Annotated in this window: 18 protein-coding genes and 2 tRNA genes; 13 read left to right on the forward strand and 7 right to left on the reverse strand. The window is 59.0% G+C overall.

Translation table 11 applies throughout. The annotated features are described in order from the left end of the window. Positions 1-29 precede the first annotated feature (29 nt). From CKW14_RS01265 to CKW14_RS01305, 8 genes are all read left to right on the forward strand, one after another. Positions 30-114 (forward strand) — tRNA-Leu (locus tag CKW14_RS01265). A gap of 77 nt (positions 115-191) precedes the next feature. Then, positions 192-267, forward strand: a tRNA-His gene (locus CKW14_RS01270). A gap of 402 nt (positions 268-669) precedes the next feature. Next, positions 670-1980 (forward strand): trigger factor, encoded by a 1311-nt coding sequence (gene tig / locus CKW14_RS01280; protein WP_095050817.1) that lies wholly within the window; start codon positions 670-672, stop codon positions 1978-1980. A 93-nt stretch (positions 1981-2073) separates the two neighbouring features. Continuing rightward, positions 2074-2709: an ATP-dependent Clp endopeptidase proteolytic subunit ClpP gene (gene clpP / locus CKW14_RS01285; RefSeq protein ID WP_007951559.1), complete on the forward strand. Its 636-nt coding sequence runs from the start codon at positions 2074-2076 to the stop codon at positions 2707-2709. A gap of 112 nt (positions 2710-2821) precedes the next feature. After that, positions 2822-4105: an ATP-dependent Clp protease ATP-binding subunit ClpX gene (gene clpX, locus CKW14_RS01290; protein ID WP_003223632.1), complete on the forward strand. Its 1284-nt coding sequence runs from the start codon at positions 2822-2824 to the stop codon at positions 4103-4105. Between the two features lie 163 nt (positions 4106-4268). After that, complete coding sequence (gene lon, locus CKW14_RS01295) at positions 4269-6665, forward strand: endopeptidase La (protein WP_007917325.1); 2397 nt, start codon at positions 4269-4271, stop codon at positions 6663-6665. Between the two features lie 148 nt (positions 6666-6813). Next, positions 6814-7086 carry an HU family DNA-binding protein gene (locus tag CKW14_RS01300; protein ID WP_003183171.1) on the forward strand — a complete coding sequence of 91 codons (273 nt, stop codon included), beginning with the start codon at positions 6814-6816 and terminating at the stop codon, positions 7084-7086. A gap of 228 nt (positions 7087-7314) precedes the next feature. Continuing rightward, positions 7315-9186 carry a SurA N-terminal domain-containing protein gene (locus tag CKW14_RS01305; protein ID WP_095050815.1) on the forward strand — a complete coding sequence of 624 codons (1872 nt, stop codon included), beginning with the start codon at positions 7315-7317 and terminating at the stop codon, positions 9184-9186. A gap of 973 nt (positions 9187-10159) precedes the next feature. Here CKW14_RS01305 and CKW14_RS01310 read toward each other — a convergent pair. Beyond that, positions 10160-11365 carry an MFS transporter gene (locus CKW14_RS01310; RefSeq protein WP_095124449.1) on the reverse strand — a complete coding sequence of 402 codons (1206 nt, stop codon included), beginning with the start codon at positions 11363-11365 and terminating at the stop codon, positions 10160-10162. Between the two features lie 118 nt (positions 11366-11483). On the opposite strand from CKW14_RS01310, the gene CKW14_RS01315 reads away from it, so the two are divergent. Next, on the forward strand, positions 11484-12383 hold the full coding sequence (locus tag CKW14_RS01315; protein ID WP_095050813.1) for a LysR family transcriptional regulator: 900 nt from the start codon (positions 11484-11486) through the stop codon (positions 12381-12383). Positions 12384-12475: 92 nt separating this feature from the next. Continuing rightward, positions 12476-13336: a DUF2242 domain-containing protein gene (locus CKW14_RS01320; RefSeq protein WP_095124450.1), complete on the forward strand. Its 861-nt coding sequence runs from the start codon at positions 12476-12478 to the stop codon at positions 13334-13336. Between the two features lie 395 nt (positions 13337-13731). Here CKW14_RS01320 and CKW14_RS01325 read toward each other — a convergent pair whose 3' ends face one another. Together CKW14_RS01325 and CKW14_RS01330 are read right to left on the reverse strand one after the other, a co-directional pair. Beyond that, positions 13732-14772, reverse strand: a complete 1041-nt coding sequence (locus CKW14_RS01325) for an AraC family transcriptional regulator (protein WP_095124451.1) — start codon at positions 14770-14772, stop codon at positions 13732-13734. Positions 14773-14775: 3 nt separating this feature from the next. Next, positions 14776-15906 carry a carbon-nitrogen hydrolase family protein gene (locus tag CKW14_RS01330; RefSeq protein WP_095124452.1) on the reverse strand — a complete coding sequence of 377 codons (1131 nt, stop codon included), beginning with the start codon at positions 15904-15906 and terminating at the stop codon, positions 14776-14778. Positions 15907-16114: 208 nt separating this feature from the next. Here CKW14_RS01330 and CKW14_RS01335 point away from each other — a divergent pair, with 208 nt between their 5' ends. After that, on the forward strand, positions 16115-18154 hold the full coding sequence (locus tag CKW14_RS01335; RefSeq protein ID WP_093434064.1) for an NADPH-dependent 2,4-dienoyl-CoA reductase: 2040 nt from the start codon (positions 16115-16117) through the stop codon (positions 18152-18154). A gap of 200 nt (positions 18155-18354) precedes the next feature. Continuing rightward, positions 18355-19281, forward strand: coding sequence for a 1-aminocyclopropane-1-carboxylate deaminase/D-cysteine desulfhydrase (locus CKW14_RS01340; protein ID WP_095124453.1), 927 nt, complete (start codon positions 18355-18357; stop codon positions 19279-19281). Positions 19282-19284: 3 nt separating this feature from the next. Here CKW14_RS01340 and CKW14_RS01345 read toward each other — a convergent pair whose 3' ends face one another. The 3 genes from CKW14_RS01345 to CKW14_RS01355 form a co-directional block, all read right to left on the reverse strand. Further along, positions 19285-19833: a cytochrome b gene (locus CKW14_RS01345; RefSeq protein WP_095050808.1), complete on the reverse strand. Its 549-nt coding sequence runs from the start codon at positions 19831-19833 to the stop codon at positions 19285-19287. A 189-nt stretch (positions 19834-20022) separates the two neighbouring features. Next, a complete protein-coding gene (gene phnX, locus CKW14_RS01350; protein WP_095050807.1) occupies positions 20023-20850 on the reverse strand; it encodes a phosphonoacetaldehyde hydrolase in 828 nt (275 codons plus the stop codon). Positions 20851-20995: 145 nt separating this feature from the next. Beyond that, positions 20996-22105 carry a 2-aminoethylphosphonate--pyruvate transaminase gene (locus CKW14_RS01355; RefSeq protein ID WP_095050806.1) on the reverse strand — a complete coding sequence of 370 codons (1110 nt, stop codon included), beginning with the start codon at positions 22103-22105 and terminating at the stop codon, positions 20996-20998. 112 nt (positions 22106-22217) lie between these two features. On the opposite strand from CKW14_RS01355, the gene CKW14_RS01360 reads away from it, so the two are divergent. Next, positions 22218-23084: a LysR substrate-binding domain-containing protein gene (locus CKW14_RS01360; protein WP_095124454.1), complete on the forward strand. Its 867-nt coding sequence runs from the start codon at positions 22218-22220 to the stop codon at positions 23082-23084. Positions 23085-23191: 107 nt separating this feature from the next. Here the strand turns inward: CKW14_RS01360 and CKW14_RS01365 are convergent, their stop codons facing one another. Further along, the gene (locus tag CKW14_RS01365; RefSeq protein ID WP_095050804.1) at positions 23192-24070 is read right to left on the reverse strand and encodes a LysR family transcriptional regulator; all 879 of its coding nucleotides are present in this window, start codon (positions 24068-24070) and stop codon (positions 23192-23194) included. Between the last annotated feature and the right edge of the window lie 20 nt (positions 24071-24090).

A 24090-nucleotide genomic window follows, 5' to 3' on the forward strand; every position in this document is an offset into this window, starting at 1 on the left:
TCTGGCGCCTTTGCTTTAAAAGCTTCATCGCGGATGTGGTGGAATTGGTAGACACACTGGATTTAGGTTCCAGCGCCGCGAGGCGTAAGAGTTCGAGTCTCTTCATCCGCACCAATTAAAGCTTCATTCATGTCTTCGGGCTGGTGAGGTTTCAACAAAGAAGTTGTTTGGCTTTTTTGTTACGCAATATGGTGGGCGTAGCTCAGTTGGTAGAGCACGGGATTGTGACTCCCGTTGTCGTGGGTTCGATCCCCATCGTCCACCCCATATTTCGAAAGGCGCCAGATTTAACAGTCTGGCGCCTTTTTTGTTTTAGCGGTTCTGAAAAGCGGCGATTGCCGGTTTCGGGGCGCAGGGGCAGGGCGCTTCGTCGTATTTATGTTGCTCGATGATGCTGTGCTGCTCGCCGGACTTGCTTGCAGGTTTGGCCGTCAGGGACTGATTGGCAGCCTCTTCTATATATAGAAGCGGTTGGCGCAGAGCCCTGGCGTGATTGGTTGTATTCGCCTGTGGGACGCGCTGCATCCGTGCATCGATCCCTATAAATTGCCTGCTGTTTTTTTACCCGTTTTCAGTAGGGTGACTTCTTGAGTTTGACCCACTAGAATGCATGCCCTTGATTCTGGGGTCGGAAACGGCCGGCTAACGTCTGTGCAACGAGGAATATCCATGCAAGTTTCTGTTGAAAATACTACTGCTCTTGAGCGCCGCATGAGCGTCACCGTGCCGGCTGAGCGCATTGAGAGCCAGGTCAACAAGCGTCTGCAGCAGACTGCCCAAAAGGCCAAGATTGCTGGCTTCCGTCCAGGCAAAGTGCCAATGAGCGAAATCAAGCGCCGTTTCGGTGCTGATGCTCGTCAGGAAGCCGTAGGCGACGTGATCCAGTCCTCCTTCTACGAAGCTGTGGTTGAGCAGAAGCTGAACCCGGCAGGTTCGCCATCGATCGAGCCTAAGTCGCTCGAAGCGGGCAAAGACCTGGAATACGTTGCTGTATTCGAAGTGTTCCCTGAGTTCACCGTTGCCGGTTTCGACGGCATCACCGTTGAGCGCCTGAGCGCTGACGTAGCTGACGCTGACCTGGACAAGATGCTCGACATCCTGCGCAAGCAGAACACCCGTTTTGAAGTGGCCGATCGCGCTGCCCAGAACGAAGACCAGCTGAACATCGATTTCGTTGGCAAGGTTGACGGCGAAGTGTTTGCTGGCGGTTCCGCCAAAGGCACTCAGCTGGTGCTGGGTTCCGGCCGCATGATCCCGGGCTTCGAAGAAGGTCTGGTTGGCGCTAAAGCTGGCGAAGAGCGCGTTCTGAATCTGACCTTCCCAGAGGACTATCAGAACCTGGACCTGGCTGGCAAAACCGCCGAGTTCACCGTTACTGTCAACACTGTTTCCGAGCCTAAGCTGCCAGAGCTGAACGAAGAGTTCTTCGCTCAATTCGGCATCAAGGAAAGCGGCATCGACGGTTTCCGCACCGAGGTTCGCAAGAACATGGAGCGTGAACTGCGTCAGGCGATCAAATCCAAGGTCAAGAATCAGGTAATGGACGGTCTGCTGGCCACCAACCCGATCGAAGTGCCTAAGGCGCTGCTGTCCAACGAAGTTGACCGTCTGCGTGTGCAGGCTGTTCAGCAGTTCGGTGGCAACATCAAGCCTGATCAACTGCCGGCCGAGCTGTTCGAAGAGCAAGCCAAGCGCCGCGTCGTGCTGGGTCTGATCGTTGCTGAAGTGGTCAAGCAATTCGACCTGAAGCCTGACGAAGCTCGCGTTCGCGAAATGATTCAGGAAATGGCTTCCGCTTACCAGGAGCCTGAGCAGGTTGTGTCGTGGTACTACAAAAACGAGCAGCAGCTGAACGAAGTGCGTTCGGTTGTGCTGGAAGAGCAAGTTGTGGATACTGTTCTGCAGAAAGCTAGTGTGACCGACAAAGCGGTCTCTTACGAAGAAGCAGTCAAGCCGGTAGAAGCTCCAAAAGCCGACTGATTGATTCCGCGTTAAGAAGTACACACCATAAGCCAGCTCTCGAGCTGGCTTATGCGTATTCAAGACATAACTATTTGGGAGCGACTGCAGAGCATGTTCCGTAATTCTTATATTCAGCAGAATTCTGATATCCAGGCCGCCGGCGGCCTGGTCCCGATGGTTGTCGAGCAATCTGCTCGTGGCGAACGCGCCTATGACATCTATTCGCGCCTGCTCAAGGAGCGAGTGATCTTTCTGGTTGGTCCGGTAGAGGACTACATGGCCAACCTGATCTGTGCGCAACTGCTGTTCCTTGAAGCGGAAAACCCGGACAAGGACATCCATCTCTACATCAACTCCCCGGGCGGTTCGGTGACTGCAGGCATGTCGATCTACGACACCATGCAGTTCATCAAACCGAACGTGTCGACCACCTGCATCGGCCAGGCCTGCAGCATGGGCGCATTCCTGCTGACCGCAGGTGCCCCGGGCAAGCGTTTCTGCCTGCCGAACTCGCGCGTGATGATTCACCAGCCACTGGGCGGTTTCCAGGGCCAGGCGTCGGACATCGAAATCCACGCCAAGGAAATCCTCTTCATTCGCGAGCGTCTGAACACGCTGATGGCCAAACACAGCGGGCGTACTCTGGAAGAAATCGAGCGCGATACCAATCGCGACAACTTCATGAGTGCAGAAGCTGCGAAGGAATATGGCCTGATCGACGAAGTGATCAACCAGCGCCCAGCTTAAAATAAGCAGCTCAAAATAGGCTTGGTCGGCTTGTCTGATCAGCGGCGGGCTTGAAAAAGCCCGCAATAGCCTTCATCTTGTGTTGCAAGCCTATCGGATTTGGATCGAACGAATGACTGACACCCGCAACGGCGAGGACAACGGCAAGCTGCTCTATTGCTCCTTCTGTGGCAAAAGCCAGCATGAAGTGCGCAAATTGATTGCCGGCCCCTCGGTCTTTATCTGCGACGAGTGCGTCGACCTGTGCAATGACATCATCCGCGAGGAGGTGCAGGAAGCCCAGGCCGAGAGCAGCGCGCATAAATTGCCTTCGCCTAAAGAAATCAGCGGCATCCTTGATCAGTACGTCATTGGTCAGGAGCGTGCGAAAAAGGTTTTGGCCGTAGCGGTGTACAACCACTACAAGCGCCTGAACCAGCGTGACAAGAAAGCTGACGACGTCGAACTCGGCAAGAGCAACATCCTGCTGATCGGCCCGACAGGCTCCGGTAAAACCCTGCTGGCCGAAACACTGGCCCGCTTGCTGAACGTTCCGTTCACCATTGCCGACGCAACCACCCTCACCGAGGCGGGTTACGTGGGTGAAGATGTCGAGAACATCATTCAGAAGCTGCTGCAGAAGTGCGATTACGACGTAGAGAAAGCCCAGATGGGTATTGTCTACATCGACGAAATCGACAAGATTTCCCGCAAGTCCGACAACCCGTCGATCACCCGGGACGTTTCCGGTGAAGGCGTGCAACAGGCCTTGCTGAAGTTGATCGAAGGCACGGTTGCTTCCGTACCGCCGCAAGGTGGCCGCAAGCACCCGCAGCAGGAATTCCTGCAGGTCGACACCCGTAACATCCTGTTCATCTGCGGTGGTGCGTTCTCTGGTCTGGAGAAGGTTATTCAAAACCGTTCCACCAAGGGCGGCATCGGCTTCAACGCAGAAGTACGCAGCAAGGAAGAAGGCAAGAAAGTCGGTGAATCCCTGCGTGAAGTCGAGCCTGACGATCTGGTCAAGTTCGGTCTGATCCCGGAATTCGTCGGTCGTCTGCCGGTCCTCGCGACGCTGGACGAGCTGGATGAGGCTGCGCTGATGCAGATCCTCACCGAGCCGAAAAATGCTCTGACCAAGCAGTATGCCAAGCTGTTCGAGATGGAAGGCGTGGATCTGGAATTCCGGACCGACGCACTGAAATCGGTCGCCAAGCGTGCCCTGGAACGTAAAACCGGTGCTCGTGGTCTGCGCTCGATTCTCGAAGGTGTACTGCTCGACACGATGTATGAAATCCCCTCGCAGTCCGAGGTGAGCAAAGTCGTGATCGATGAAAGCGTGATCGAAGGCAAGTCCAAGCCACTGTATATCTACGAAAACAGTGAGCCGACGGCCAAGGCAGCGCCGGACGCTTAAGCGTCCAGTCTGCTGGAATAAAGAAGGGGCCTTCGGGCCTCTTTTTTTTTATGTCATTTTTTACATCCGCTTTGTGCTTGTTTTTTTTCAAGGCAGCCCCCATCTTGGTTTCAAGCTCAATTCCATCTGATTACGGCCATATGGCCGCCGTAGAGGCGAAATCATGAAGACAACCATCGAATTGCCTCTCCTGCCATTGCGTGATGTCGTGGTTTATCCGCACATGGTTATCCCGCTGTTCGTGGGGCGCGAGAAATCCATCGAAGCCCTCGAGGCCGCGATGACGGGCGACAAGCAGATCCTGCTGCTGGCCCAGAGAAACCCGGCTGACGACGATCCCGGTGAAGACGCTCTCTATCGCGTAGGTACCATCGCCACTGTTCTACAGCTTCTCAAGCTGCCTGACGGCACCGTCAAGGTTCTGGTCGAGGGTGAGCAGCGTGGCACCGTCGAACGCTTCAGCGAGGTCGACGGCCATTGCCGTGCCGAAGTCTCGCTGATCGAAGAAGTCGACGCTGCCGAGCGCGAATCCGAAGTGTTCGTGCGCACACTGCTGTCGCAGTTCGAACAATATGTACAGTTGGGCAAGAAGGTCCCGGCTGAAGTCCTGTCGTCGCTCAACAGCATCGATGAGCCGGGTCGCCTGGTCGACACCATGGCGGCGCACATGGCGCTGAAAATCGAGCAGAAGCAGGAAATCCTCGAAATCATCGATTTGTCGGCCCGGGTCGAGCACGTTCTGGCGTTGCTGGATGCCGAGATCGATCTGCTGCAAGTCGAAAAACGCATTCGTGGCCGCGTCAAAAAGCAAATGGAGCGCAGTCAGCGCGAGTACTACCTGAATGAGCAGATGAAGGCCATTCAGAAAGAGCTCGGCGACAGCGACGAAGGCCACAACGAAATCGAAGACCTCAAGAAGCGTATCGACGCTGCCGGTCTGCCGAAAGACGCGTTAGCCAAAGCCACTGCCGAGCTCAACAAGCTCAAGCAAATGTCGCCGATGTCCGCTGAGGCCACCGTGGTGCGCTCGTACATCGACTGGCTGGTGCAAGTGCCGTGGAAGGCCCAGAGCAAGGTACGTCTGGACCTGGCGCGCGCAGAAGACATTCTCGACGCCGATCACTACGGCCTCGAAGAGGTCAAGGAACGTATCCTTGAATACCTCGCCGTGCAAAAGCGCGTGAAGAAAATCCGTGGCCCGGTGTTGTGCCTGGTCGGTCCTCCGGGCGTGGGTAAAACCTCGCTGGCGGAGTCGATTGCCCATGCCACCAACCGCAAATTCGTGCGCATGGCCCTCGGTGGCGTGCGTGATGAAGCGGAAATTCGTGGTCACCGTCGGACTTACATCGGTTCGATGCCAGGAAGATTGATTCAAAAGATGACAAAAGTGGGTGTGCGCAACCCGCTGTTCTTGCTCGATGAAATCGACAAAATGGGCAGCGACATGCGTGGCGACCCGGCGTCGGCGTTGCTGGAAGTGCTCGATCCGGAGCAGAACCACAACTTCAACGACCATTATCTGGAAGTCGATTACGACCTCTCGGATGTGATGTTCCTGTGCACCTCGAACTCGATGAACATCCCGCCGGCGCTGCTCGACCGGATGGAAGTGATCCGTCTGCCGGGCTACACCGAAGACGAAAAGATCAACATCGCCGTCAAATACCTCTCGCCAAAGCAGATCGCCGCTAACGGTCTGAAAAAGGGCGAGCTGGAATTCGACGCTGAAGCGATCCGCGACATCATCCGTTACTACACCCGTGAAGCCGGTGTGCGTGGCCTCGAACGTCAGATCGCCAAGGTCTGCCGCAAGGCCGTTAAAGAGCACGCACTGGAAAAACGCTTCTCGGTGAAAGTGACAGCTGACTTGCTGGAACACTTCCTAGGTGTACGCAAATTCCGATACGGTCTGGCCGAGCAACAGGATCAGATCGGTCAGGTCACCGGCCTTGCCTGGACTCAGGTTGGCGGTGAATTGCTGACCATCGAAGCCGCGGTTGTGCCGGGTAAGGGTCAGTTGATCAAAACCGGTTCGCTGGGCGATGTGATGGTCGAATCGATCACTGCCGCGCTCACTGTAGTGCGTAGCCGGGCCAAGAGCCTGGGCATTCCTCTGGACTTCCACGAGAAGCGCGACACGCACATCCACATGCCGGAAGGGGCGACGCCGAAAGACGGTCCTAGCGCCGGTGTAGGCATGTGTACGGCGCTGGTGTCGGCATTGACCGGCATTCCGGTGCGCGCTGATGTCGCCATGACCGGTGAAATCACGCTGCGTGGCCAAGTGCTGGCGATTGGCGGTCTGAAGGAAAAACTGCTGGCGGCTCACCGCGGCGGAATCAAGATCGTGATTATTCCAGAAGAGAACGTACGTGATCTGAAGGAGATTCCTGACAATATCAAGCAGGATCTGCAGATTAAACCGGTTAAATGGATTGACGAGGTCCTGCAAATTGCGCTGCAATACGCGCCGGAGCCCTTGCCGGATGTGGCTCCCGAGATAGTTGCCAAGGACGAAAAACGTGAGTCTGACTCTAAGGAAAGAATTAGCACGCATTAATACGCTTTTGCCTGGGGGGCTTCCTTGACAGTTTTTTAGAGCCCTTGTTATAAAGCGGCTCTTAAGTGTCTGTAGGCCATTCAGCACTCGTTTTTGCTTTCACCAAAAAACTTAGAATCATCTCAAAATAGATATAAGGGGACTTAGAGTGAACAAGTCGGAACTGATTGATGCTATCGCTGCATCCGCTGATATCCCGAAAGCTGCTGCTGGCCGTGCGCTGGACGCTGTAATCGAATCCGTCACTGGCGCTCTGAAGGCTGGCGACTCCGTTGTTCTGGTTGGTTTCGGTACTTTCTCCGTGACGGACCGTCCGGCTCGTACCGGTCGTAACCCTCAAACCGGCAAGACTCTGGAAATCCCGGCTGCCAAGAAGCCAGGTTTCAAAGCCGGTAAAGCACTGAAAGAAGCTGTTAACTAAGTTTTCAGGTTTTTACCCATCCGGGTCGGGGTCATGCCTGACTTGGCAGCGGAGCGGTAGAACAGGTAGCTGAAACAGTTGTCTGTAACGCCGGGATCGAGGGTTCGAGCCCTGTCCGCTCCGCCAGTTACGAGAAGGCGCATCCTCGGATGCGCCTTTCTTCTATCCGGATTCTACCCACGCTCCACGGTTGCCTAATTTTGAAGTTCAACCGTTTCTGGGGGACGCATGCTGCAGAATATCAGGGACAATTCACAAGGCTGGATTGCCAAGACCATTATCGGGGTCATCGTTGCACTGATGGCTCTGACCGGTTTCGACGCCATTTTCCAGGCCACGACTCACAAGAATGAGGCGGCCAAGGTCAACGGTGATGAAATCAGCCAGAACGAGCTGAGCCAGGCCGTTGATATGCAACGCCGTCAGCTGATGCAACAGCTGGGCAAGGACTTCGATGCTTCCTTGCTCGACGAAAAAATGCTGCGCGAATCGGCCCTCAAGGGTCTGATCGATCGCAAGCTGCTGCTGCAAGGTGCAGAGCAAGCGAAATTCGCTTTCTCCGAAGGCGCACTGGACCAAGTGATCCTGCAGACACCTGAATTCCAGGTGGACGGCAAGTTCAGCTCCGAGCGTTTCGACCAGGTGATCCGTCAACTGGGTTACAGCCGTATGCAATTCCGCCAGATGCTGGCTCAGGAAATGCTGATCGGCCAACTGCGCGCCGGTGTGGCGGGCAGTGGTTTCGTCACTGACGCCGAAGTGCTGGCATTTGCCCGTCTGGAAAAACAGACCCGCGATTTCGCGACCCTGAACGTCAAGGCTGACCCGGCGGCGGTCAAACTGACCGACGACGAGGTCAAGGCTTACTACGACGAGCACGCCAAGGAGTTCATGACTCCGGATCAAGTGATCATCGATTACGTAGAACTGAAGAAGTCTTCGTTCTTCGATCAGGTTGCCGTCAAGGACGAAGACCTGCAGGCGGCGTATCAGAAAGAGATCGCCAACCTGTCGGAACAGCGTCGTGCCGCGCACATTCTGATCGAAGTGAACGACAAGACCACCGAGGCTCAGGCCAAAGCGAAGATTGAAGACGTCCAGGCGCGTCTGGCCAAGGGCGAGAAGTTTGAAGCGCTGGCCAAAGAGTTCTCGCAGGATCCGGGTTCGGCCAACAATGGCGGCGACCTCGGTTATGCAGGCCCTGGCGTTTACGATCCGGCGTTCGAAAAAGCCTTGTACTCCTTGTCGAAAGACCAGGTGTCCGAGCCGATTCGTACCGACTTCGGTTATCACTTGATCAAGCTGTTGGGTGTGGAAGCGCCTGAAGTGCCGACCCTGGCCAGCCTGAAAGACAAGCTCACCCGCGAGCTGAAAGCCGCTCAGGTCGAGCAGCGTTTTGTCGAGGCGACCAAGCAACTGGAAGACTCCGCATTCGAAGCGTCTGACCTGGCTCAGCCAGCGGCAGATCTGAAGCTGACCGTGCACACCTCCAAGCCATTCGGCCGTGAAGGTGGCGAAGGTGTTGCGGCGAACCGCGCCGTGGTTACTGCTGCGTTCAGCACCGAAGTGATCGACGAAGGTGCCAATAGCACCGCCATCGAGCTGGATCCGGAAACCGTGATCGTGCTGCGTTCCAAGGAACACCTCAAGCCTGCGCAACTGCCGCTGGAAAACGTGAGTGCGGCGATCCGCACCCAGTTGACCAAAGAGCACGCCAGCGCGGCTGCCAAGACCAAGGCCGAGAAGCTGATCGCGGATCTGCGCGATGGCAAGGCGCCGTTGGACAAGGCGGTTGATGGTCAGAACTGGAAAGCCACTGAAGCGGCCACCCGTGGTCAGGAAGGTGTTGATCCGGCGGTGCTGCAAGCGTTGTTCCGTATGCCGAAGCCGGCTGCGAAGGACAAGCCGACGTTCACCAGCGTGACGTTGCCGGATGGCAGTCTGATGATCGTGCGTCTGAATGGTGTTAACGAAGCGGCTGCGCCGACGGATGAAGAGAAGGTTCAGTACCGTCGTTTCCTTGCTTCGCGTGAGGGGCAGCAGGACTTTGCTGCTTATCGCAAGCAGTTGGAAGCTCAGGCTGACATCAAGCGGTTTTGATGGTTGACTGAGATGTGATGAGAGCCCCGGCCTGAATAGGTCGGGGCTTTTTTTTAGGCTTTGGGTAGTGGCGGCCTTTGGGCCGGCCATGTTCTTGGGGTTTTGGGTGAATATCCGTTGCTGCGGGTGTTGCCGCTGGCGGTTTCGCCCTTACGGCGAGTCCCTTTGGCAAACGCCCCAAAGGAACCAAAGGTCTTTGCCCTGACGTTCGGCCCACTCGCTAAAGCTCGGGGTTCCTTCGCTCCGGGATTGATCCGGGCGCAGCGTCTCCGGTTTGCTTCGCTGCACCTACTCCCGCTGTGTTTGGCTTCGCCAAACGGTCGCTGCGCTCCCACGCCCGGATCAAGCCCTCCACTCAGCCTGCCGACGGGCCTTCAGATCAAGATCAAAAGCTGCAGCCGAGCTAACGCTCATCCTGTGAGTGGTGAGGAGCAAAAGCCGCATGCGTTCTGCTGTTGCTCTTCTGTGTGCGAGCCTGCTCGCGAAGGCGGCCTGACAGCCGACCTGTTTTTTGCGGATGTACTCATTCCAATTGTAGGAGTGAGCCTGCTCGCGAAGGCGGTCTGACAGCCGACCTGTTTTTTGCGGATGTACTCATTCCAATTGTAGGAGCGAGCCTGCTCGCGAAGGCGGCCTGACAGCCGACCTGTTTTTTGCGGATGTACTCATTCCAATTGTAGGAGCGAGCCTGCTCGCGAAGGCGGCCTGACATCCGACCTGTTTTTTGCGGATGTACTCATTCCAATTGTAGGAGTGAGCCTGCTCGCGAAGGCGGCCTGACAGCCGACCTGTTTTTTGCGGATGTACTCATTCCAATTGTAGGAGCGAGCCTGCTCGCGAAGGTGGCCTGACAGCCGACCTGTTTTTTGCGGATGTACTCATTCCAATTGTAGGAGCGAGCCTGCTCGCGAAGGCGGCCTGCCAATCGACCCATTTCCCGCAGACCGGAGCTAATTCAGCCGGGCATCCGATCTCATCCGGCTCTTGGAAAACCATGACCCCGAGCTTTGACCGCCACATACAAAGTCAACACCAACAATCCAGCAACAATCCACGGGAATACCCCCACCCCGGGGTTTCCCAGCAACAAACCACCCACCAATCCCCCTCCAGCTATCCCGACATTCCACAGGGTAACCAGCATCGATTGCGCCGTATCGGCAGCCTCTTTCGCCGTTTTCGCCGAGGCGGTTTGCAGCAGCGATGGCATGGCGCCAAACGCCAGTCCCCAGATGGCGGTGGCTATGTAAATGACGTTGGGCGAGTCGCGCCACAGGCCCAGTGCTATCGCGGACAGCATGAACAACCCGGCACTGATCAACACCAGTTCGCGCAGCCAGCGGTCAATCAGGCTGCCGACGATCCATAAGCTCAACACTGAAGCGAGGCCGAATGCCAGCAGCACGCGGTCGACATTGGTGTCCAGCCCGGACGGTTGCAGGAACGGCGCGATGTAGGTGTACAACAAGTTGTGCGCGACGACGTAGGTGAGGGTGACCAATAACACGGATCGCACGCCAGGCAAGGTCAATACCTGACGCAGTGGCAGGCGGTTTCCCACGCGTTCGCCGGCGAAATCCGGTACTTGCCAGCGTACCCAGATCACCAGCACAACGGTCAGCGCGGTCATGATGGCGAAGCTCAGACGCCAGCCGACCAGGGTGCCGAGCAGGGTGCCTGCGGGTATTCCCAGCGACAGCGCAAGCGGCGCGCCGAGCATGGCCACGGTAATGGCGCGACCTTGCAGGTGTGGGGCGACCATGCGGCTCGCGTATCCCGCCAGCAGTGCCCAAAGCAAACCGGCAAATACCCCGGCGATAAAGCGTGCGATCAGGGTCAGCCAGTACCACTCCGACAGGGCGGTGATGCTGTTGGCGATGGCAAAGCCGCCGATAGCGGACAGCAAAAGTGGTCTGCGGCGCCAGCCGCGGGTGGCGATCGTCAGGGGAATTGCAGCGAGTATCGAACCGATCGCGTACAGCGTGACCAATTGGCCGATCAGCGCCTGGGAAACGTTCAGGCTGCTGCTCATCTGCGGCAACAGGCCGGCAGGCATGGCTTCGGTCATGACCGTGATGAATCCGGCGGTGGCCAGTGCCAGTAGCGCGCCGAGGGGGAGTCGCTCGCGGCGGTCGACGGGGCGTTCAAGTGTGGGGCAATCGAGTTGTGCGTCGTTCATGAGCCGGCATCCATGTGCAGAGTTGACGAGGAGCACAGGGTAGGGCGCTGCACATCGGCGAAAAACGGGTTAAGGTTCCGAACATATCGGACACGGATGTCAGCAATGGGAGATTGGTATGGATAGCCTGGGCGGTATTTCGGTGTTTGTTCAGGTCGCCGAGACCCGCAGTTTTACCGAAGCTGGTCGGCTGCAAGGGGTGTCATCGTCGGCGGTGGGCAAAAGTATTGCGCGACTGGAAGCGCGACTGGGTGTGCGGCTGTTTCAACGCACCACCCGCAGCGTCACGCTGACCAGTGAAGGTGCGCTGTTTCTTGAGCGGTGTCGCAAGATTCTCGCGGAAGTCGAGGCGGCGGAGTTTGAGTTGTGTGACGCCGCTGCCAAACCCCACGGCAAGTTACGCATCAGCCTGCCGCAGGTGCATGGCCTAGTGATGCCGGTGATGAACGAGTTCATGGCGTTGTACCCGCAGATTGAACTGGATCTGGACTTGACTGATCGCATGGTCGATGTGGTTGAAGAAGGCTTCGACGCGGTGATCCGCACCGGCAAACCACGAGACTCCCGACTGATGGCGCGAGCGTTGGGCGAGTTTCATATGGTGCTAGTGGCCAGTCCGGCGTATCTGGAGCAGCGCGGGGAGCCGCAAAAGCCCGGCGATCTAGCGGCTCACGCGTGCCTTCGGCATACGTTTCATGCCACTGGCAAACTGGAAACCTGGCCGCTGATCCGCGTGGAAGGCGCCGCAGAGGCGACGTTGCCGACACGGTTGGTCAGCACGTCGATTGAGGCGGTGAGCCACGCGGCGCTGGCCGGCATGGGCATTGCCTGTCTGCCGGATTTCATGACCCGGGAGGCCGAGGCTCAAGGCCGTTTGCGTCGCGTGCTTGATACGCATCTGGAACACACCGGACAGTTCTGGGTCCTATGGCCATCCAGTCGCCACGCCACGGCAAAGTTGCGCGTGTTCATCGATCATCTGGCATTGCGACTTTTTCCCGCAACTGAAGGTCGATAGAGTTGTAACTGCTTTAAGACACTAATCCATGCGCCGCCGGGGCGTGATCTGTTGCACAATACGCCCCGGACTGTTTTCTCTCAGGATGTTCAATGTTGATTTCCACTCCCATGCGTGTTGTCGGGTTGGCGCTGTTGTTGACCGCTGTTGCCGGCTGTTCGAAAGACAAGCCGATGTATGAGCATGAGAACTTCGATGACTCCGGTACGTTTTCGCGCAATTACCCGGTGACCGACGCGGTCAGCTGCGAAGCGGCGCGCCGTGCATTGCTCAGCCAGGGCTACATCATCACCAGCAGTGACCCGAAACTGGTCAGTGGCCACAAGAGCTTCCAGCAAACCGGCGACACCCACATGGAGATCAGCTTCAACGTGGTCTGTGCCGATGACGGCAGTGCCGGGCACCATGCGACGATGTTTGCCAACGCCCTGCAGGATCGCTACGCGCTGAAGAAGACCAACAACTCGGCCAGCCTCGGCGTGGGGGTGTTGGGCTCGGTGTCGATGCCGATCGGCTCGTCCGACGATTCGATGGTCAAAGTCGCCAGCGAAACGGTGACGTCGCAGAAGTTTTACGAGCGATTCTTTACGTTGGTGGAATTGTTCCTGCCGGCGGAAGCAAAGAAAGCTGCGCACATTGAAGAGAAGCCGAAGGCTGACCTGGGTGTACCTGAGGCGAAGGCTGCTCCGGCAGCGCTGGCGCCAACGCCAGTGCCGACTCCAACGCCTGCGCCCGCCGCAACCCCTGCGCCTGCAGCGGAGCCCGCTCCCGCACCTGCCGAGACCGCACCCGTGACGTCTGAACCGGTTGCGCCACCGGCAGAGGCCGCGCCGATCACTCCGGCGCCGAGTGCAGAACCGGCACCGGCGACCGAAACCATCACGCCACCGGCCAACCCGGATATCCCGCCGCCATCCGAGCCGATTCCGGCGATGCCTGCGTCCGGCCAATAATCCAGCCTCACCGCACACCCTGTGGGAGCGAGCCTGCTCGCGAAGACGGACCTTCAGTCACCTATGTGCTGAAGGGGCCGAGGCCTTCGCGAGCAGGCTCGCTCCCACAGTGGTTTTTGGTGCACTTAAAATCTAGTTACATTCCCCTGACAAAAATCCTGCGATAAATTCCTGACCACCTGCTACGTTTTATTCATGAAGGCCGGGTTTCACTTTTCCTTCATACGAGCACGTTAAGCTCGAGGCACTGGGCATTTGCTCAGGCCCATTCAAAAGAGCAGCAGGGGATTACACGATGGATGAATATCAAGAAGAGCTGCTCGAATACCAGGCCTTTGAACTGGACCCACCCGAGCCAGCCGAAGACGCCACCGAGCTTTAACTTGCAGCTGCGTTTATGCCGTCTTGCGGTGACTGCGGCGGAATTCGCCGGGCGTCTGACTGCTCCAGCGTTTGAAGGCGCGCTGGAACGCCTCGGCTGAAGCAAAACCCAGCAGGTAAGCGATTTCACCGAATGCCAGTTCGGTATCGCGGATGTAAGTCATCGCCAGGTCCCGGCGAGTGTCATTGAGGATTGCGCGAAACTGCGTACCTTCCTCGGCCAGTTTGCGCCGCAACGTCCAGGTCGGCAACTTCAGGCGTGCCGCCACTTCTTCCAGGTCGGGTTCCCGGCCACCATTGAGCAACGGCCCCAACAGTTGAGTGATGCGTTCGCGCAGGCTGCGGGTGCGAGTCAATTGCTCCAGCTCACGTTCACACAATTGCAGCAGATGCCGCCAGGTACTCGGGCAATGCTCGGGATTGCGCTGTGCGAGGCTGTTCAGGCTCAGGCGCAGTTGATTGCCCTCGGCGCTGAACTGGATCGGGCAATCCCCCAGCAAGTCGTACGCCTCGCGGTAATCCGGCTCATCGAATTCGATTTCAATGCGTTCGGCGCGCAGCGGTTCGCGGCTGACACTGGAGAGCTGATGCAGCCATCCGGCAATGATCGAGTCCACGACAAAACGGTTATAGGCGTTGTACGGGCTGATCGAATAGAAACGCAGCCACGCGCCATGGGCATCTTCGTGGAAACTGGACTGACCGCGATAGTTGGAACCGTACAACGCCTCGAAACGGATCAGGCAGCGCGCGGCTTCTCGCACGGTCGGCGCTTGTGCGGCGGTGACGCCGGCCAGCCCGGCCTGACTCAGGCGACTGAGCTGACCCATGCGCAAGCCCAGCGCCGGGTCACCGGTCAACTGAATCGCCGCGTGGCCCAGGCGCATATAGCGCGGAATCGACAAACGCGCCCCGGCCTCGGCCAGTCGCGCGGCGTCCAGACCATATTGCTCCAGCAACGGCTGCGGATCCGCCCCATGACTGCGCACGGCGTCGGCGAGGCTGTGAACGAAGCCCACCGACAGGTCCCCGAGGCGCATCGGCAGGGGCTTCATGGCTTACAACCAGATGTTCAACAAACGCGCGCCACGGGCATCGCCATCGGCGAACTGCTGACCGTTGCTGCTGAGGAAACTCTGACCGGCACTGGCCTTGTCCCAGAACTGCCCGCGCAGGAACACACTGATGCCGGCAATCGCTCGACTGCTCGGTGGTTGTGCGGTCAGTGTCAGCCGATGCCAGGCTTGTCCTTCGGTGACTTCACCGGGTTTGAGGCTGACCGACCCCGGTGTGCTTGAACCTTTGTAACCGCGCCATGGCTGATTCCACGCACCTTGACCGAATACCTGCGCCGGTACCGCGATCAATTGTGCGTTTTGCTCGTCGAGTTTGCGGTAATTGTCGGGGTACCAACTGTCGCTGCCAATCAATACGCCAAGGCGTCCGGCCGGGGTGTCGACCACGTTGAGCGCGTGTTTGTCTGCGCTTTCGAGCACTTCGCGCTGATCGAATACCGGGTGCATCTGCCGTTGCGGCTGGCCCAGCGGCACGCCATCGCGGCCGAACACCACGCTGCTGTTGAACAGGGCACCGCTACCGGGTTTGAGCTGGCCATCGCGAACGCTGGGTTCCGGTAATACGATCGAGCCGGCCACCAGGGTCACGTGAAATTCTTTGGCCAGACCACCGAACAGCGCCTGGTAATCCTTGGCCATCGCCTTGGCTTTCATCCGCAGGTACGCGTCGTTGAGGCGGTCGCTGCCGTTGGCGCTGAGCCAGGCGCGGGCGAACAGCAAGGGATTGCTCGCCGCCAGCCAGTTCATCGCCTCGGCGAGGGTCGGGGCCTGATACAGCTCGTCTTTCTCGCCGCTGAGCAGCAGCCAGGTGCCGACGTTCTCCGGCAACACCACGACGGTTTTGTCGTTCAGCAGGCCTTGATCCTGGGCTTGCTGCAGATAGGCTGCGAGTTTGCGGTGCAAGCGCTCGGGGTTTTGATAATCGGTGGGAAACAGCTCGGGCTGGATGCCCAGCAGATTGCCACGATCGGCGGGGATGCCCTGATCGACCGCCACTTTAATGCGTAAGTCCGACAGGTAATGGCCCGCCGGCCGGTCCGCCGCCCACATGGCGTAGGTGGTCAGGGCGGCGACGAGGGCCATGGAGAAGAACAGGTACAAAAGTTTGCGCATGAAAACCAACAGCTACCGGGTACAGGGTATGGCGACTAGGGTAGGGCCCATGGACCTGATTGCCAAGGGGTGCTGCGCATTTGGATCAATAAGTTGTCAGTTACGGTCATTGAGTGACAGCGATGCGCCTCTTAGTCTGTCGAACATGACTGACGGGAGCCGCAGAGCGCCCGCAACTTTTCCGTGATCGCTCGTTGTGGAGTTACCGATGACCGCCGCTCATTACCCGCACCTGTTGGCCCCGCTGGACCTGGGATTCACCACGCTGCGCAACCGCACCTTGATGGGTTCGATGCACACCGGTTTGGAAGAAAAACCGGGCGGTTTCGAGCGCATGGCGGCGTACTTCGCCGAACGTGCCCGTGGCGGCGTTGGCCTGATGGTCACTGGCGGTATCGGCCCGAACGACGAGGGCGGCGTGTACTCCGGGGCGGCCAAGCTGACCACCGAGGAAGAAGCGCTCAAGCACCGCATCGTCACCCGCGCGGTGCACGACGCGGGCGGCAAGATCTGCATGCAGATCCTCCACGCCGGGCGTTATGCCTACAGCCCGAAACAAGTCGCGCCGAGCGCGATTCAGGCACCAATCAACCCGTTCAAGCCCAAAGAGCTGGACGAGGAAGGCATCGAGAAGCAGATCAGCGATTTCGTCACCTGTTCGGTATTGGCGCAGACCGCCGAATACGACGGCGTCGAGATCATGGGCTCGGAAGGTTATTTCATTAACCAGTTCCTCGCCGCGCACACCAACCACCGCACCGACCGCTGGGGCGGCAGCTACGAAAACCGTATGCGCCTGCCGGTGGAAATCGTTCGTCGCGTGCGTGAAGCGGTCGGCCCGAACTTCATCATCATTTTCCGTCTGTCGATGCTCGACCTGGTCGAGGGCGGCAGCACCTGGGACGAGATCGTCACCCTGGCCAAAGCCATCGAGCAGGCCGGCGCAACCATCATCAACACCGGCATCGGCTGGCACGAAGCGCGGATCCCGACCATCGCCACCAAAGTGCCGCGTGCGGCATTCAGCAAGGTCACGGCCAAGCTGCGCGGTTCGGTGAAGATTCCGCTGATCACCACCAACCGCATCAACACCCCGGAAATCGCCGAGCAGATTCTGGCTGAAGGCGATGCCGATATGGTCTCGATGGCGCGGCCGTTCCTCGCCGATCCGGACTTCGTCAACAAGGCCGCTGAAGGCCGCGCTGACGAAATCAACACCTGCATCGGTTGCAATCAGGCGTGCCTCGATCACACCTTCGGCGGCAAGCTGACCAGTTGCCTGGTCAACCCGCGTGCCTGCCACGAAACCGAACTCAATTATCTGCCGGTGCAGCAGATCAAGAAAATCGCTGTGGTTGGCGCCGGCCCTGCCGGTTTGTCCGCCGCGACCGTGGCGGCTGAGCGTGGCCATCAGGTGACGTTGTTCGATTCGGCCAGCGAAATCGGCGGTCAGTTCAACATCGCCAAACGCGTGCCGGGCAAGGAAGAATTCTTCGAAACCCTGCGCTACTTCAAACGCAAGTTGCAGACCACGAATGTCGAGGTGTGCCTGAACACCCGCGTCGATGTCGCGAAACTGGTGGAAGGCGGTTACGACGAGATCATCCTCGCCACTGGCATTGCACCGCGCGTGCCGGCAATTCCGGGTGTCGAGAATGCCAAGGTGCTGAGCTACCTGGACGTGATCCTTGAGCGCAAGCCGGTCGGTAAACGCGTAGCGGTGATTGGCGCCGGTGGTATCGGTTTCGACGTCTCGGAATTCCTCGTTCACCAAGGCGTGGCCACCAGCCAGGATCGCGCCGCGTTCTGGAAAGAGTGGGGCATCGATACGCAACTGGAGGCCCGTGGGGGTGTGGCCGGGATCAAAGCCGCACCGCACGCGCCGGCCCGCGAAGTGTTTCTGTTGCAGCGCAAGAAAACCAAGGTCGGTGATGGTCTGGGTAAAACCACTGGCTGGATTCACCGTACCGGTCTGAAGAACAAGCAGGTGCAAATGCTCAACAGCGTTGAATACCTGAGCATCGATGACCAAGGCCTGCATATCCGCATCGGTGAAACCGGCGAGCCGCAAGTGCTGGCGGTGGACAACATCGTGATTTGCGCGGGGCAGGATCCGCTGCGTGAATTGCATGACGGTCTGGTGGAAGCGGGGCAGAACGTGCACCTGATCGGCGGTGCGGATGTCGCGGCTGAGCTGGATGCCAAACGCGCGATCAACCAAGGCTCGCGCCTCGCTGCTGAACTTTAAGCTCCACCGCTGAACCTGTGGGAGCGAGCCTGCTCGCGAAAACGGTGTGTCAACCGATGCAAATGTCGATTGATACGACGCCTTCGCGAGCAGGCTCGCTCCCACAGGTTTTGTGTCATTTACACATACAGTGAGCCTGCTCGCGATGGCGGCTTGTGAGCGACTAGAATGCTGGCTCTGTCCAGATCGAATCGTCGCCCATGCTTTTGCCTCCCACCGATTGGCTACCCCAAGCCCCTCTCGAACACCTTCACCTCGACTGGCTCGCAACCGCCGGCATTGAAATGGCCATCCTGCGCCTCGACCAGATCGACCCGCTGATCAGCGGCAACAAATGGTTCAAACTCGTCGAACACCTCAAAGCCGCCGACCGTATGGGTGCCGAGGGCATCATCAGTCTCGGTGGTGCGCATTCCAATCATCTGCACGCGTTGGCAGCGGCGGGGCAACGGCTCGGGTTCAAAACCGTGGGGCTGTTGCGCGGGCATGCGCAGGAAACTCCCACGGTGCTGGATCTGCAGGCGTGCGGCATGCAATTGCATTGGTTGGGTTATGACGGTTATCGCGCGCGCAACGAGCCGGGATTCTGGCAACCCTGGCACGAGCAATACCCCAATCTGCAAGCGGTTCCCGAGGGTGGAGGTGGACTTGCAGGGGCGCTCGGTTGTGCAGCCATCAAGGAACAGGCGCAAGCGCAATTGCCTACGCTGGGCTGGAGCGACTATCACGGTTGGTGGCTGGCCTGCGGCACCGGGACGACACTCGCCGGACTGGTCCTCGCCGAGGCGGGTGCGCACCGAGTCTATGGCGCGTTGGCAGTCCCTGAGGATCACGGCGTGGCGCCGCAGGTCGAGTCGATTATGCGGTCAGCTGGACTGGCCACTGCCGACTATGAGTTGATCGATGCCAGCCGTGGCGGTTTTGCCAAGGTTGATCCGCTGCTGCTCGCGTTCATTGACCAGACCCAGCAGGCCAGCGGCGTCCCACTGGAGCCGTTGTACACCGGCAAGGCGTTGCTGGCACTCAAGCAACAGGTCGAGGCAGGCAGGTTCGCGCCCGGCACGCGGCTGATCTTCATCCACACCGGAGGCTTGCAGGGCCGGCGTGGGTTTAGCGCCAGCCGCTGATATTCAGCCGCGCTTGGGCATCATCCGCAGCAGCGTGTTATCGCCCACCACATAGTGGTGATAAATCCCCGCCAGTGCATGCAGGCCGATCAACCAGTAGCCGATCGTGGCAATCAGCACATGCCAGCCCTCAACCTGCTTGGCGAAATCTTTGTTTTCCGCGACCAACAGCGGCAGGTCAAAACCATAGAACATCACCTGATGTCCTTCGGCGCTGGTGATCAGCCAGCCCAGGATCGGCATGCTGATCATGAACAGGTACAACGCCCAGTGCATCAGCCGCGCCAGCACGGTTTGCCATTGCGGTGAGGCGGGGAAGATTTTTGGCGCCGGACCAATGCTGCGCGCGAGCAGGCGAAACCACACCAGCACAAACACGGTCAGGCCGAGCATGTAATGCACTTCGCGGATCAGCGTGCGCCCGCCACTGCCTTTGGGAAACAGACCGCGCAACTCCATGCTGGCGTACACCAGCACCAACAGGACCAGCATCAGCCAGTGCAACAGGACCGAGACGGTGCTGTAGCGGGATTCGGAACTTGTCCACGGCATACGGTGTTTCCTCACAGATCAGGGTTCAAACCTGCCGTTCTTGGCCGACGGCATGCTTTAACTGTAATCCGCTTTGGCGGATTTGCCTGAGGCTGATCGGACTTTCAATGCTCTGAGTCAGGGCTTGCCAATAAAAAACGCCAGCGTCGTGCAGACACTGGCGTTTTTCTTTGCAGCAAGCGGCAGGGATCAGCTCGATTGCGGCATTTCACCGTTGGCCAGACGCTTGTTGATGTCGGCGATGACTTCCGGCAAATCGGTAATGGTGTCGATCATGTAATGCGGGCGCGAGCCTTCGAACAGCGCGTGAATGCGTTTGCGCTCGCTGGCCAGTTCATCGCTGCCCAAGGCACGGAACCCTTCGTAGTCCAGACCCAACGCGTTGCCTGAGCAGATCAGCGCCACGGTCCACATTCCGGCGCGGCGGCCTTCGAGAATGCCCGGCACGGTGTCGTCGATCTTCACGCACGCTGCGACATCGTCGATGCCCAGCGCGATCACGTTGGCCAGCGCCTGAGCCGGCCACGGACGGCCATTTGGCACTTCGTCGGTGGCAACCACGTGGTCGGCGACGTAGCCGTTGGTGGCGGCCAGCTCGACGACCTTGTCCATCACCTGCTTCGGGTAGCCGGAACAGGAGCCGATCTTGATGCCTTGCTGACGCAGATTGGCGATGGTTTCCAGTGCGCCGGGAATCAGCGCCGAGTGTTCGGCGATCTTCTCGATCTGCAGCGGCATGAAGCGGTTGTAGATGGCGGTGACGTCATCGTCGGTCGGCGTGCGGCCGAACGCCTTGCGATAACGCTCGGCCACTTGCGGCTGATCGCAGAGGGTGCGGATGTGGTCCCACTTGCCCATGCCCATCGGGCCACGCGCTTCTTCGATGGAGACCTGCACGTCGAACTCGGCGAAGGCTTCGACGAAGATCTGCGTCGGCGCGAACGAGCCGAAATCGACCACGGTGCCGGCCCAGTCGAGGATCGCGGCTTGCAGCTTGTTTGGGTTGACGTAGTTCATGTTGATCAAATTCCTGAGTTGGCAATGCAATTCAAATGTAGGAGTGAGCCTGCTCGCGATAGCGGTTGATCATTCAACATCTTCGTCGACTGGCACGGCCTCATCGCGAGCAGGCTCACTCCTACAGGGGGATTTTTGGTGTGGGTTAGATTTCTAACACTTCCATCTCGCGCAGCACTTCGCCGATCGCTGCAACGGCCTGGCGCATTTCGCCCGGACTGACGTGACCGATGCAGCCGACGCGGAAGGTCTCGACCTGAGTCAATTTGCCCGGATAAAGGATGTAACCCTTGGCCTTCACGCGTTCGTAGAAATCCTTGAACTGGTAGCGCGGATCTTGCGGCGCATGGAACGTAGCAATGATCGGCGCCTGAATTGCCGCCGGCAGGAAGCTGCGCAAACCGAGTTTGCCCATCTCGTCCATCAGCGCCTGGCAGTTGGCGGCATAACGCGCATGGCGTGCCGGCAGGCCACCTTCTTCGTTGTATTGCAGCAGCGCTTCATGCAGCGCCGCGACCACGTGGGTCGGCGGGGTGAAGCGCCATTGACCGGTTTTCATCATGTAAGCGTGCTGGTCGTACAGGTCCATCGCCAGCGAGTGCGAATTGCCAGCGGCTGCGGCCAAAGACTCTTTGCGAGCGAAGACAAAACCCATCCCCGGCACGCCTTCCAGGCATTTGCCGGAAGCGGCGATCAGCGCGTCGAACGGCACTTTCTGCGCGTCCACCGGCAGAGCGCCAAAGGAACTCATGGCGTCGATGATCAGGCGTTTGCCGTGTTGCTCAACGACCTGGGCAATCTCCGGCAGCGGATTGAGAATCCCGGTGCTGGTTTCGCAGTGGATCAGGGCGACGTGGGTAATATTGCTGTCGGCGCGCAGCAAGCGGTCGACGTCGGCGGCGGTGGTCGGTTCATCTTCAGCGGTTTCGAAGGTGCTGAACGAGCGGCCGAGCACTTCGCAAATCTTCGCCAGACGCTTGCCGTAGGCGCCGTTGATCAGCACCAGGACTTTGCCGTCACGCGGCACCAATGTGCCGATCGCTGCTTCGACGGCGAAGGTGCCGCTGCCCTGTAAGGGTACGCAGTGGTGAGTGGCGGCGCCGTTGAGGATCGCCAGCAGTTGTTCGCAAAGGCTGGCAGTCAGTTGATTGAAGCGGTCATCCCATGACCCCCAGTCGACCATCATCGCCTGGCGGGTGCGGGCCGAAGTGGTCAACGGGCCGGGAGTGAGCAGGATGGGTTCGGCAATACTCATTCGTGTGTCCTCGGATAGCGCTGTGGGATGAAGCTACGGGGCATACGTTGCAATTCGCCGTTGCATCAATCAAATTGTTTGTTGTTATGCCAGCCATCAGTGAGAGTTATCCATGAACCTGTTCCAGCTCCGCGCCTTCGACGCCGTGGCCCGCGAAGGCAGCTTCACCCGTGCCGCCGCGCGCTTGTTCATCAGTCAGCCGGCGGTTACCGGGCACATCAAGGCGCTGGAAGAGCACTACCAGATCACCCTGTTGCGGCGCACCGCGCGACGGGTGGAACTGACCGAGGAGGGCACCAAACTCGCGGCGATCACCCGCGCGATGTTCGGCCTGGCGGAAGAGGCGCAGACGATGCTCGAGGCCAACCGGCAATTACTCACCGGGCGACTGGAAGTGGCGGCGGACGGGCCGCATATGGTCATGCCAATGTTGGCGAGCCTGCGCGCGCGGTACCCGGGAATTACGGTGAACCTGCGCTTGGGCAATGCCCAGGAAACCCTCGCTGCATTGTTGTCGGAACACGCCGATGTGGCGGTGTTGACCGAAGTGGAGCCGCGCAAAGGCCTGCACCTGCAGGCATTGAGCGAATCACGGATTTGCGCGTTGGTGCCGGCAGGGCACCCGTGGGCGATGCGCGCCGGGGAAGTGAAACTCAAGGATCTGGATCAGGTGATCATGGTGCTGCGCGAACCGAGTTCGATCACCCGGCGTACATTTGATGAGGCCTGTGCGCAGGCGTCGATCCATCCTCGCGTGTTGCTGGAACTGGACAGCCGTGAGGCGGTGACCGAAGCGGTGGCGGCCGAGTTGGGCGTTGGCGTGGTGTCATCGGTGGAGGTCAGCCATGATCCGCGGGTGGTGGCGATTCCGATTGTCGGGGCAGGGCTGGTCAATCGGCACATGATCGGCTGCATGGAGCGGCGACGGGAGTTGCGCTTGATTCAGGCGTTCTTTGGCCTGGCGCCAACCGCCCCGTGATCGTTCCCACGCTCTGCGTGGGAATGCAGCCTGGGACGCTCTGCGTCCCATCCAAAGCCGAACGCGGAGCGTCCGTTGAGGCGTTTCCACGCAGAGCGTGGGAACGATCAGGAACCGGGGAGGCTGTCGCGGACCATATCGAGGAAGGTCGCCACCACCCGTCGATTGCTTTGCTCGCGCAAACACACCAGCGTCTCCGTCAACCGTCGGGTGCAGTCGACAATCGGCAACGCACACACCCGCGAATCGGCGCCAAATTCCGCGGCCGACACCACGCCAACGCCAATCCCGACCACCACCGCCTCACGCGCCGCTTCCCGGCCCTCGACCTGAATCGCCGGACGAATGCGAAATCCGGCCCGGGCCATTTCCTCTTCCAGCGTCTGCCGCGTTACCGAACCGTGTTCACGCAACACCAGCGGCGTGTCATCCAGGTCTGCCAGGCAGATCGATTCACGCTCGGCCCACGGATGATGGCGCGACACGAACGCGACCATCGGATCATTGCGCAGCGGCACACACAGCAAGCGTTCATCACTGACATCGCGGCCAAGCAACGCCAGATCGGCCTGATAGTTGAACAGGCGAAATAACGATTCATCGGTGTTGCCGGTCTCGATCTTCACGCTGATTCCCGGATAGCGCTCACAGAAGCGCGCGATCTGCGGCAGCACGTGGACCGGCGCATCCACTGCCAGAATCAGGCTGCCGGTCTGCAAGGCCTGGGATTCCTGCAACAGTTCCTGTGCTTCGGCTTCAATCACAAACAGGCGCTGGGTGATCGCCAGCAAGCGTTCGCCCAAGTCAGTCAGGCGTACGGAACGTTTATTGCGGTGAAACAGCAAAACGCCGAAACGCTCTTCGAGTTTGCGCACTTGGTCGGATATCGCCGGTTGCGTGAGAAAAAGGCGCTCGGCGGCTTTGGTGAAGCTTCCATGCACGGCCACGGCGTGGAAGGCTTTGAGTTGGGCGTGGGACACCGACATGAAGTCACCTGATCGCTTAG

The organism is Pseudomonas sp. Irchel s3a12 (assembly GCF_900187485.1).
GTDB classification, from domain to species: domain Bacteria; phylum Pseudomonadota; class Gammaproteobacteria; order Pseudomonadales; family Pseudomonadaceae; genus Aquipseudomonas; species Aquipseudomonas neuropathica.